Below are 11,615 nucleotides of genomic sequence, written 5' to 3'. Positions count from 1 at the left end.
CGGGAGTGTGCTGACCGGCCGTCAGTAATTCATCGGTGCGTCACCTGCGAAACGTGGTGTTTTCCGGACGTTGGTTGCCGTCCGCCGCGCGGGCCATTGACGCGCAAGGGGTTCGACCCTACGTTCCCGTCCGAAAAGGCGATCGATGTTCGAAACACCGAACAGGAGTGTCCGCCCATGGCCCGCAAGAGAACCGCACTTCTCGCCCTCCCCGCCGCCGCACTTCTCGCCCTCGTCCCCACCACGGCGTCGGCCTACCCCAACCCCGGCCGGGTCACCGGCTCCGTCGTCACCCACGACCCGACGATGATCCGCACCTCGTCCGGGCAGTACCAGCTCTACGCCACCGGCGGCGGCATCAGCAGCAAGACGTCCTCCGACCGCACCGCCTTCTCCGCCGGCGCGGACGCGTTCGGCTCCCGGCCCGGCTGGTGGTCGCGCTACTCCTCCGTCCCGGAGGCATGGGCGCCCGACGTCTCGTACCACGGCGGCAAGTACCTGATGTACTACTCCGTCTCGAAGTTCGGCTCCAACACCTCCGCCATCGGGCTCGCCGGCTCCAGCACGGGGCAGCCGGGCACCTGGAGCGACTACGGCATCGTCTACACGTCGGGGTCGTCCAGCGACTACAACGCCATCGACCCGAACCTCTTCGTCGACGACGACGGCAAGTGGTGGCTGTCCTTCGGCAGTTGGTGGACCGGTATCAAGATGATCCGGATCGACCCGTCCACCGGCAAGCAGCTCGCCTCCGACACCGCCCGCCGCTCCCTCGCCTCGCGCCCGACCGGTACCAAGGCCGTCGAGGCCCCGTACATCGTCAAGCGGAACGGGTACTACTACCTCTTCGCCTCGTACGACACCTGCTGCGCCGGCACCAGTTCGACGTACAAGGTCAAGGTCGGCCGGGCGACCAGCGTCACCGGTCCCTACCGCGACCGCAACGGCGTCTCGATGATGAACAACGGCGGCACGCCCGTGCTCGAATCGCACGGCAGCGTCATCGGCCCCGGCGGCCAGTCGATCATGAACGACGTCGACGGCGACCTGATCGTCTACCACTACTACGACGGCAACGACAACGGCACACCCAAACTGGGCGTCAACCTCCTGAACTGGAGCAGCGGATGGCCCGTCGCCTACTGACCCTGCTGGCCGCCCTGCTGCTCGCCCTCTCGCTCGGGCAGTCCTCCGCGAGCGCGGCCACCTTCACCAACCCGGTCAAGGCCCAGAAGGGCGCCGACCCCTGGATCACCTACCACAGCGGCAACTACTACATGGTGTCGACGAGCTGGACCGACGTCATCACCGTCCGCAGGTCGCCCACCCTGGGCGGACTCGCCACAGCGCCCAGCGTGCAGGTGTGGCAGGGCGACGCGGCGTCCCGGTGCTGCAACATCTGGGCGCCCGAGCTGCACTACCTGAACGGACGGTGGTACCTGTACTACGTCGCCGGACAGAACGTCTCCGACTACAACCCGACCCAGCGCAGCCACGTCCTGGAGAGCGCCGGCTCCGACCCCATGGGGCCGTACACCTACCGGGGCCGACTCAACCCCTCCTGGATGCTCGACCCCACGGTGGCGACGATCAACGGACAGCTGTACCTCTTCGGCAGCACGCACAACGGGACCCAGAACGTCGTCGCGGCCCGGATGTCGAACCCGTACACGGTCTCCTCCTCCTTCACCACGGTCTCCACACCGACGTACGACTGGGAACGCTCCGGCGCCCCGGTCAACGAAGGGCCGGAGATCCTCCAGCGGGGTGGCAGGACCTTCCTCGTCTACTCCGCCAGCGGCTGCTGGACCCCCGACTACAAGCTGGGGCAACTGGAACTGACCGGGTCCGACCCCGCATCCGCGTCCTCCTGGACGAAGAAGTCCACGCCCGTCTTCCAACGCAGTGACGGCAACGGCGTCTACGGGCCGGGCCACAACGGCTTCTTCACCTCACCCGACGGCTCCGAGAGCTGGATCGTCTACCACGCCAACGACGCCACCTCCGACGGTTGCGACAACGGGCGTACGGCGCGGGCGCAGAAGTTCACCTGGAACGGTGACAGCACCCCGGATCTCGGCACCCCGGTCCGGCTCGGGGCGGCCATGGCGGGTCCCTCGGGGGAGCCGGCGACGGTCTCCACGACGTACACGGTCACCAATCGCCACAGCGGCAAGTGCCTGGACGTCGCGGGGAGTTCCTCGGTCGACGGGGCCAACGTGGCGCAGTACTCCTGCAACGGTGGTGCCAACCAGCGTTGGCGCCTGGAGGACCTCGGGGACGACACCCACCGGTTGGTCAACGTGGCCACCGGGAAGGTGCTGGACACCGCCGACTGCTCGGCCGCCGACGGGGCCGATCTGCGGCAGTGGTCCTGGCTGGACAACACCTGCCAGCGTTTCCGGTTCCTCGCCACGGACGGCGGACACGTCCGGATCGTCAACCAGGCCACCGGCAAGGTCGCCGACGTAGCCGACTGCTCCACGGCCGATTCCGCCGACGTACGGCAGTGGACGTGGCTGAACAACGCGTGTCAGCAGTGGCGGCTGAACCCGGCCTGAGGCGCCGCCCGCGTCCTCACCCCGCCGCCGTGCCCGAGTTGCAGCCCCGCGGCGGGCCCGGGCACGGCGGCTCCCCTCCCGGTCCCGTGGAGCACCTGTTCCAGGCCGGACACCACACGGCGCACGTCAGCCCGGGGGACGTACCACGAGACGCGGGAAGCGACTGGACGAACCGGTCTTGGCGCCGCACTCCCGGACCAGGGCCCGGTGCTCGGTGAGTACGCGGTCGTCTGTGGGCGGCCCGCGCGGGGGAGCGCGGGCCGCCCTCGCGTACGCAGGAGGGGCCGGCGGCGTTCAGTGCGGGTGAGGAGAACGTGTCCTCACGCGTCGAACGAGTGCACCGTCGTCGTCCGGTACGTCTGTCCCGGCCGCAGCACGGTCGTGGGGAACGACGGCTGGTTCGGCGAGTCCGGGAAGTGCTGTGTCTCCAGGCACAGGGCGTCGCCCTGCCGGTAGAGGGAGCCGCCGGTGCCGGTCAGGGTGCCGTCGAGGAAGTTGCCCGAGTAGAACTGCAGGCCGGGCTGGTCGGTGGCGATGCGCAGGCTGCGGCCACTGGAGCGGTCGCGCAGGGTGGCGACGGCCTCGGGGCGGCCGGTGATGCCCTTGTCGAGGACCCAGTTGTGGTCGAAGCCCTTGGCGGTGACCAGCTGGGGGTGGGCGTCCCGGATGTCCCGGCCGATCGGCTTGGCCCGGCGGAAGTCGAAGGGCGTGCCGGACACCGGCGCCAGCTCGCCCGTCGGGATGAGACCCGCGTCGGTGGGCGTGTAGCGGGACGCGGCGATCGACAGCTCGTGGTCCTCGATCGTGCCGCTGCCCTCGCCGGCCAGGTTCCAGTAGACGTGGCTGGTGAGGTTGACGACGGTGGCCTTGTCGGTGGTGGCCTCGTAGTCGATGCGCCACTCGCCGCGCCGGGTGAGCGTGTACGTCACCTTCGCCCTGAGCGTGCCCGGGTAGCCCATCTCGCCGTCGACGCTGGTGTAGTGCAGGACCAGGCCGACGTCGGAGCCCTCGGTGAACGGCTCGACGTCCCACACCCGGTAGTCGAAGCCCAGGGCGCCGCCGTGCAGGGAGTTCTCGCCGTCGTTGACGGAGAGCTGGTACTCCTTGCCGTCCAGGCTGAAGCGGCCCTTGGCGATGCGGTTGCCGTACCGGCCGATCAGCGCGCCGAAGTGCGGGCTGCGGGCCACGTAGTCGTCGAGGTTGTCGAAGCCCAGGGAGACGTTCTCGTAGCGGCCCCGGCGGTCGGGGACCTCCAGGGACTGGACGACCCCGCCGTACGACAGCACCTTCATCCGCGTGCCGCCGTTCTCCAGCGACCAGCGGTACACCTTCGTGCCGTCGGCGAGCTTGCCGAAAAGCTCCTTCACCGGCTTCCTGCCTCCCGTGGCGTGTGCCGTGCCGCCGGCCGTCGCGGCGGCGAGGCCGGCGGCGGTGGCGGATGCGATGACCGTGCGTCTGCTCAGTTCCATCCGTGCGGCTCCTGTACTTCCGTGAGAAGAAGCGGCCCCGCCCTCAGCGGCGGGGCCCCGGTCCGTTACGAACCGACCTTGCGCTTGTTCCACACGTCGAACCCGACCGCCGCCAGCAGTACCGCGCCCTTGATGACCTGCTGCCAGTCGGTGCCGATGCCGACGAGGTTCATGCCGTTGTTCAGCACGCCCAGGACCAGACCGCCGATGATCGCGCCGAGGACCGTGCCGACGCCGCCGCTCATCGACGCGCCGCCGATGAACGAGGCCGCGATGGCCTCCAGTTCGAAGTTGAGGCCGGCCTTGGGAGAGGCCGCGTTGAAGCGGGCGGCGAAGACCAGACCCGCCAGGGCCGCGAGCATGCCCATGTTCAGGAAGACCAGGAAGGTGACCTTCTTGTCCTTCACGCCCGACAGCTTGGCCGCGGGCAGGTTGCCGCCGATGGCGTAGATGTGGCGGCCGATGATCGCGTTGCGCATCAGGTAGCCGAACCCGACGACCAGCACGCCCAGGATGAGCAGCACGACCGGGGCGCCCTTGTAGCTGGCGAGCAGCAGAGTGACGACGAGGACGGCGGAGACCAGCGCGACCAGCTTGAGCACGAACAGCTTGACCGGCGGCACCTCGAGGGCGAACTCCAGCTGCCGCTTGCGGTCGCGGACCTCCTGGAACACCACGAAGGCGATCAGGGCGAAGCCCAGCAACAGCGTGAGGTTGTGGTAGTTGGTGTTGGGGCCGACCTCGGGCAGGAAGCCGTTGGCGATCTTCTGCAGGTCCTTGGGGAACGGGCCGAGGGTCTGGCCCTTCAGGAAGATCTCCGTCAGACCGCGGAAGAGCAGCATGCCCGCCAGCGTCACGATGAACGACGGTATGCCGAGATAGGCGATGAAGAACCCTTGTACGGCTCCCGCGAGGGCGCCGATGGCCAGGCACAGGATGACCGCGACCGGCCAGGGCAGGTCGTTCCTGACCATCAGGACGGCGGCCATCGAGCCGATGAACGCGGTCAGCGAGCCGACCGAGAGGTCGATGTGACCCGCGATGATGACGAGCATCATGCCGATCGCGAGGATCAGGATGTAGCTGTTCTGCAGCACCAGGTTGGAGACGTTGCGCGGCAGCAGCAGGTCACCGTCGGACCACACCGCGAACAGCGCCACGATCAGGCCGAGGGCCATCAGCATGCCGTACTGGCGCATGTTGCGGCGCATGCCGTCGAGCATCAGCCGCAGCAGGCCGTCGCCGGCGGCCGACCCGCCTCTGCCGGGCGGCGCGGGGGCCGGGGTCTTGGCGGTCACGTCCGTGCTCATCGGGTTACCTCTTTGTCCTTCTTGTCCTTCGTCATCCGACGCATCAGCGCTTCCTGCGAGGCCTCGGCCCGCGAGAACTCACCCGTGAGCCGCCCGGCGGCCATCGTGTAGATCCGGTCGCACATGCCGAGCAGCTCCGGCAGTTCGGAGGAGATGAAGACGACCGCCTTGCCCTGGGCCGCCAGCTGGTCGATGACCGTGTAGATCTCGTACTTGGCGCCCACGTCGATGCCGCGCGTGGGCTCGTCCAGGATCAGCACCTCGGGACCCGCGAAGATCCACTTGCTGAGGACGACCTTCTGCTGGTTGCCGCCGGACAGCTTGCCCACCGGCTCGAAGACGGTCGGCGCCTTGATGTTCATGGACTTGCGGAAGTCCTCGGCGACCTGCCGCTCCCCGTGCTCGTCGACCACACCCCGTTTGGAGACCTTGCCCAGCGCGGTCAGCGAGATGTTCCGGTGGATGGTGTCGATGAGGTTGAGGCCGTAGTGCTTGCGGTCCTCGGTGACGTACGCGATGCCGTGCCCCACCGCCTCCGGGACGGTCTTGGTACGGATCTCGGTGCCGTCCCGGAGGACCGTGCCGCCCGCGTACCGGCCGTAGGTGCGGCCGAAGACACTCATCGCCAGTTCGGTGCGGCCGGCGCCCATGAGCCCGGCGATGCCGACGATCTCGCCCCGGCGCACCTTGATCGAGACGTCGTCGACGACCTTGCGCTGCTGGTCGATGGGGTGGTGCACGGTCCAGTCGCGGATCTCCAGGGCCGGGGCGGTGCCCTCCTCGGGATGGTGCGGGGTCCGCTCCGGGAAGCGGTGCTCCAGGTCGCGGCCGACCATCCCGCTGATGATCCGGTCCTCGGTCGTCTCCTTCGCCTTCACGTCGAGCGTCTCGATGGAGAGCCCGTCGCGGATGATCGTGACCGAGTCTGCGACCCGGCGGATCTCGTTCAGCTTGTGCGAGATGATGATCGAGGTCATGCCCTGTTCCTTCAGCGAGAGGATCAGGTCGAGCAGCTTGCCGCTGTCCTCGTCGTTGAGCGCCGCCGTCGGCTCGTCGAGGATGAGCAGTTTCACCTTCTTCGACAGCGCCTTGGCGATCTCCACCAGTTGCTGTTTGCCCACGCCGATGTCGGCGACCCGGGTCTCCGGGTGCTCGTCGAGACCGACCTGGCGCAGCAGTTCGGTGGCGTGCTTGAGGGTGTCGTTCCAGTTGATCAGTCCGCGCTTGGCGTGCTCGTTGCCGAGGAAGATGTTCTCCGCGATGGACAGATACGGCACCAGCGCCAGCTCCTGGTGGATGATCACGATGCCGTGCTGCTCGCTCGCCCGGATGTCCCTGAACCGGCAGGTCTCGCCCTCGAAGAGGATGTCCCCCTCGTAGCTGCCGTGCGGATGGACGCCGGAGAGCACCTTCATCAGGGTCGACTTGCCGGCGCCGTTCTCGCCGCAGATGGCGTGGACCTCGCCCTGGCGGACGGTCAGCGTGACGTCCGACAGCGCTTTGACACCGGGAAAGGTCTTGACGATCGAGCGCATTTCCAGGACGGGTCCCGCCATGGTCGTGCCTTCCAATCCTTGTGGGGGCCCGGCTACTTGAGGTCGTCGGCGGAGTAGGTGCCGCCGTCGACGAGGATCTTCTCGTAGTTGGACTTGTCGACGCTGACCGGCTGCAGCAGGTAGGCGGGGACGACCTTGGCACCGTTGTCGTACGACTTGGTGTCGTTGACCTCGGGCTTCTTGTCGTCGAGGGACGCTTCGACCATGTTCGAGGCGACCTTGGCGAGCTCGCGGAGATCCTTGAAGACGGTCTGGGTCTGCTGGCCCGCGATGATCGACTTCACCGAGGCGACCTCCGCGTCCTGGCCCGTGACGACGGGCATGGGCTTGCTGCCCGAGCCGTAGCCGTCCGACTTCAGGGCGGACAGGATGCCGATGGAGATGCCGTCGTAGGGCGAGAGCACCGCGTCGACCTGGGCGCTGCGGTAGCTGGAGGTGAGCAGGTCGTCCATGCGCTTCTGCGCGGTGCCGCCGTCCCAGCGCAGGGTGGTGACCTGGTTGAGGTCGGTCTGCTTGGACCGGACGACCAGGTCGCCCTTGTCCATGTACGGCTTCAGGACGCTCATCGCGCCCCGGAAGAAGTACCCGGTGTTGTTGTCGTCGTTGGAGCCGGCGAACAGCTCGATGTTGAAGGGGCCCTTCTTGCCGTCCTTCAGTCCGAGCTTGTCCACGATGTAGGTGCCCTGCAGCTCGCCGACCTTCTCGTTGTCGAACGAGGCGTAGTAGTCGACGTTCTCCGTGCCGAGGATCAGCCGGTCGTAGGAGATGACCGGGATGTCGGCGTCCTTGGCCTGCTGGAGCACGTTGCCCAGGGACTTGTTGTCGATCGCGGCGATGACCAGGGCGTCCACGCCCTGCGTGATCATGTTCTCGATCTGGGAGACCTGCTGGTCCGGGTCGTCCTCGCCGTAGACGAGCTTGGTCTCGTAGCCCTTGGCCTTCAGTTCCTTCTCTACGTTGGCGCCGTCGGAGATCCAGCGCTCGGAGGACTTGGTGGGCATCGCGATGCCGATGGTGGCGCCGTCGTCGCCGCCCTTGTTCTCCTCGCTGCCGCCCTCGCTGTTCTGGCCGCAGGCGGTCAGTGTGAGGGCGAGGGAGGCGGCGGAGGCTACGGCGGCGAGTGCGGCTCTGCGGTTGCGCATGGTCATCATCCTTGATGTGGGTGCAGGGCTCGGTCGGGTGGTGGTGCCGGTATGCAAGAAGCTGAGGGTGGAGCTGAGTCGGAACCGAGTCGGGACTGAGAGCAGACCCGAGAGCAGACCCGAGGGTGGAGCTGAGGGTGGAGCTGAGGGTGGAACGACCGAGAGCAGGTGTGTGGGATTGTGCGCGGCTGTGTCTTCTTTTGTGAAGGGATTTTCCGGAACGTTATGACGAGATCTCGAACCGGTTGAGCGAGCCCGGCAGTCGGGTGCCGAGCGGGGCCATGTCCCCGTCCGCCCCGTGCCGTGCGAGCAGGTCGAGGGCGAGCCGGCCGCGCCGCACCCGCTCCTTGGCGGTGGTCAGCGTCAGTTCCCGCAGGTGGTGGCCGTACGGATAGATCCCGGGCGCCTTGGAGAGACCGAACTTCAGATACAGCGGAGCCCCGCGCCGCACCAGCTCGGCGACCTCGTACATCCGCACGTAGCCGCCGAGGTCGTCGGGGGCCTCGATGTACATGTCCATCGGCGCGGCCGAAACCCGTCTGATCTCGGTCAGATGATCCGGGGTCAGGTCGCTGGGCACGTTGATGGAGTCGGCGCCCAGCCGTTCGTACACCGCGTACGAGGCCGGGTTGACCGGCCCGACGAGCGCCGACAGCTTGAGCGTGGTGTCGGACGGGATGATGCCGGCCATGCGCGCCCGGTGCAGCGTCCACAGCACGCCCTCGTCGGCGACGAGCAGGCATGTGACGCCCAGCTCCGTGGCCCGGACGGCGTCTTCGACGCACCCGGCGACCGCGTCGTGGCCGCGCGCCCGCAGACCCGCGCCGCCCGAGTCGGTCCGGGTGGAGCCGCCGATGTCCCAGGTGCCGCGCGGGCCGGTGAACAGGCAGAGCTCGATGTCGCGTTCGGCGGTGGCCTCGACCATCTCCGTGATCTCGGCGTCGGTCAGCATCCACACACCGCTGCCCTGGCTGATCCGGTGGATCGGCACGTCGAGTCGTGAGGACTCCTTCAGGACCACCCCCAGCGCCTCCGGACCCTCGCAGGAGGGGATCTCGGTGCGCCAGCGGCCGCCGCCCGGGAAGGAGTGCGGCGAGGCATCGGCGGGGTCGAGGGCGGGCGCGGCCAGGCCGAGGGCGGTGAGCGCCTGCTCACCGGGCCTGCGTGCGGCGGCCTTGGCGGCGGAAGCGTCGGTCACAAGCTGTCCTTAGTGTTCGGTATGTCGGACGAAGTTCGCGGCTACAGGCGGGGAGGAGCCCGTACGGATGGGTGTACGCCGGTACGGAGGCCGTCAGGTCGCCCCCGTACCGGCGTACGGCTCAGGGGTGGGCGTCAGGGACGCAGCAGCACCTTGCCGACCTTCGGGTCGCCGGACCCCACCAGCTCGATGGCCTGCTGGAACTGGGCGAGTGGCAGCTCGTGCGTCACCAGCGGCGTCGGATCGAGCAGGCCGGCCGCGAAGACCCGCACCGTGTGCGCCCACGCGTCCGGCGGCGCCCCGAAGACGGTGTGCACCCCGAGCTGCCGTACGACCAGGTCGGTCGGGTCCAGCCCCGCGGCCCCCGGCGCCGGGAGACCGGTCAGCACCAGCCGCCCGCCCCTGCGGAGCAGCCCGGCCGCGGTACGGGCGGCGTCGGCGGACCCGGCGGTCTCGATGACGACGTCGAAGTCGTCGGGGAGGAGCTGGTCCTTCGTCCGGAAGTCGGTCGCGCCGTACTGCCGCGAGAGCGCCTCCCGGTCCCCGCGCGTGCCGACGACCAACAGTTCGCCCGGGGACGCGGCGCGCAGGAACTGCACGGCGAACATGCCGAGCGTCCCGGTGCCGACGACGGCGACCCGCTCACCGGGGCGGGCGTTCGCCTTGAGCGCGGCGGCGGCGATGCAGGCGGCGGGCTCCAGCAGGGCGGCGGCGGTGAGGTCGGCGCCGTCGGGCAGGACGTGCAGGAGGCGGGCGGGCAGCGTCAGCGTGGGCGCCATGGCCCCCGGCTGGGTGAACCCCGTCTCCTCGTACCCCGCCGTGCACAGCGTCGTGTCGCCCGCGTGACAGCGGTCGCAGACCTGGCAGTTGCGGAACCCTTCGCCGACGACCCCGCGCCCGACGAGCGACGCGGGCACCCCGGCGCCGACCCGCTTTACCGTCCCGGACCACTCGTGCCCGGGAGTGAGCGGGTAACGCACGTAGCCCTCGGGCCGGTTGCCCTGGTAGACCTCGCGGTCGCTGCCGCAGATCCCGGCCGCGTGCACCGTTACCAGCGCCTCGCCGGGGCCGGGCTCGCGCGGCTCGTGCGGCACGAGCCGGTGCTCGCCCGGCGCCTCGATGACGACCGCGTCGCTCATGCCTGGGACCCCTTGGGCTTGCGCTGCTCCCAGCCCTCGGCCCACAGGTCGAACCGAGCCTGCTGCTGCGGGAACTCGGCCGCCGCGTCGGTGTCCAGCTCGACGCCGAGGCCGGGCGCGTCGGAGAGGTGGAAGCACCCGTCCTCCGGGTTCACCTGCGGCGCGCCCTTCACGACCTTCTTGATCTCGGAGTCCGCGAAGTCGTTGAAGTGCTCCAGGATCTTGAAGTTCGGGGAGGTGAAGCCGACCTGGAGGCTGGCGGCGGTCAGGACCGGGCCGCCCACGTTGTGCGGGGCCACGAGCGTGTAGTGGGTCTCGGCGGTGGCGGCCAGCTTGCGGGTCTCCCAGATGCCGCCGATGTGGCCGACGTCGGGCTGGATGATGTCCACCGACTGGTCCTCGAACAGCTCCCGGAACTCGATCCGGTCGTGGATGCGTTCGCCGGTGGCGACCGGGATGTCGAGCTTCTCGGCGACCTTCCGCAGCGCCTTGAGGTTCTCCGGCGGAACCGGCTCCTCCAGCCAGGCGGGCTTGAAGGGCGCGAGTTCGCGCGCGAGCCGGACCGCGGTGGAGGGCGAGAACCGGCCGTGCATCTCCAGCATCAGCTCGGCGTCGGGCCCGATCGCGTCCCGCACGGCCTCGATCAGCGACACGGCGTACAGGGTCTGGGCGTGGTCCAGCTCGAAGTGCCCGGTGCCGAACGGGTCGATCTTCAGCGCCCGGTATCCGCGCTCCACGACCCCCTGCGCGGCCTTGTGGTAGGCCTCCGGCGTCCGCTCGGTGGTGTACCACCCGTTGGCGTAGGCCTTCACCTTGTCGGTGACCTTGCCGCCCAGCAACTGCCAGACGGGGACGCCGAGGGCCTTGCCCTTGATGTCCCAGCAGGCCATCTCGACGACGGCGATACCGGACATCACGATCTCGCCGGCGCGGCCGTAGTCGCCGTACTTCATGCGGCGGACCAGGTCCTCGACAGCGAACGGGTCGGAACCGAGAATGTGGTTGGCCTCGGCCTCCTTCAGGTAGCCGACGAGAGCGTCGGTGTGCCCCAGCATCCGGGTCTCGCCGACTCCGGTGATTCCCTCGTCGGTGTGCACCTGGACGTATGTCAGGTTGCGCCACGGCGTCCCGACCACGTGTGTGCTGATTCCGGTGATGCGCACGGCGGCTGCCCTTCGCTATGTTCGATATTTCGTCACTCGTTCGAAATGCTGGCGTGACAGTAAGGAGAGGGTGCTCG

The 11,615-nt window shown here is 68.8% G+C and carries 9 protein-coding genes and 1 pseudogene; 2 read left to right on the top strand and 8 right to left on the bottom strand.

All coding sequences use genetic code 11. From position 1 onward, the window contains the following. Positions 1–177 precede the first annotated feature (177 nt). Together ABEA26_RS32600 and ABEA26_RS32595 are read left to right on the top strand one after the other, a co-directional pair. On the top strand, positions 178–1,146 hold the full coding sequence (locus ABEA26_RS32600) for an arabinan endo-1,5-alpha-L-arabinosidase (RefSeq protein ID WP_345597236.1): 969 nt from the start codon (positions 178–180) through the stop codon (positions 1,144–1,146). Continuing rightward, positions 1,128–2,561 carry a family 43 glycosylhydrolase gene (locus ABEA26_RS32595; RefSeq protein ID WP_345597235.1) on the top strand — a complete coding sequence of 478 codons (1,434 nt, stop codon included), beginning with the start codon at positions 1,128–1,130 and terminating at the stop codon, positions 2,559–2,561. Before ABEA26_RS32600 ends, ABEA26_RS32595 begins: the two co-directional genes overlap by 19 nt. Positions 2,562–2,587: 26 nt before the next feature. On the opposite strand, the pseudogene ABEA26_RS32590 reads toward ABEA26_RS32595, so the two are convergent. The 8 genes and pseudogenes from ABEA26_RS32590 to ABEA26_RS32555 all read right to left on the bottom strand — a co-directional run. Next, positions 2,588–2,804, bottom strand: a pseudogene (locus ABEA26_RS32590) (histidinol-phosphate aminotransferase family protein); the annotation flags it as partial. Between the two features lie 77 nt (positions 2,805–2,881). Next, positions 2,882–4,030, bottom strand: coding sequence for an aldose epimerase family protein (locus ABEA26_RS32585; protein ID WP_345597234.1), 1,149 nt, complete (start codon positions 4,028–4,030; stop codon positions 2,882–2,884). A 65-nt stretch (positions 4,031–4,095) separates the two neighbouring features. Then, positions 4,096–5,340, bottom strand: coding sequence for a multiple monosaccharide ABC transporter permease (mmsB, locus tag ABEA26_RS32580; RefSeq protein ID WP_345597233.1), 1,245 nt, complete (start codon positions 5,338–5,340; stop codon positions 4,096–4,098). Continuing rightward, the gene (mmsA, locus tag ABEA26_RS32575; RefSeq protein WP_345597232.1) at positions 5,337–6,896 is read right to left on the bottom strand and encodes a multiple monosaccharide ABC transporter ATP-binding protein; all 1,560 of its coding nucleotides are present in this window, start codon (positions 6,894–6,896) and stop codon (positions 5,337–5,339) included. The genes mmsB and mmsA overlap by 4 nt, the downstream gene beginning before the upstream one ends. Positions 6,897–6,928: 32 nt before the next feature. Beyond that, positions 6,929–8,038, bottom strand: a complete 1,110-nt coding sequence (gene chvE / locus ABEA26_RS32570) for a multiple monosaccharide ABC transporter substrate-binding protein (RefSeq protein WP_345597231.1) — start codon at positions 8,036–8,038, stop codon at positions 6,929–6,931. A 223-nt stretch (positions 8,039–8,261) separates the two neighbouring features. After that, positions 8,262–9,236: a hypothetical protein gene (locus tag ABEA26_RS32565; RefSeq protein WP_345597230.1), complete on the bottom strand. Its 975-nt coding sequence runs from the start codon at positions 9,234–9,236 to the stop codon at positions 8,262–8,264. A 134-nt stretch (positions 9,237–9,370) separates the two neighbouring features. After that, a complete protein-coding gene (locus ABEA26_RS32560) occupies positions 9,371–10,375 on the bottom strand; it encodes a zinc-dependent alcohol dehydrogenase (RefSeq protein WP_345597228.1) in 1,005 nt (334 codons plus the stop codon). Beyond that, a complete protein-coding gene (locus ABEA26_RS32555; protein WP_345597227.1) occupies positions 10,372–11,538 on the bottom strand; it encodes a mandelate racemase/muconate lactonizing enzyme family protein in 1,167 nt (388 codons plus the stop codon). Before ABEA26_RS32555 ends, ABEA26_RS32560 begins: the two co-directional genes overlap by 4 nt. Positions 11,539–11,615 lie beyond the last annotated feature (77 nt).

It is taken from the genome of Streptomyces marokkonensis (assembly GCF_039539045.1).
GTDB lineage: Bacteria > Actinomycetota > Actinomycetes > Streptomycetales > Streptomycetaceae > Streptomyces > Streptomyces marokkonensis.
This window is presented reverse-complemented; position numbering and strand designations above follow the sequence as displayed.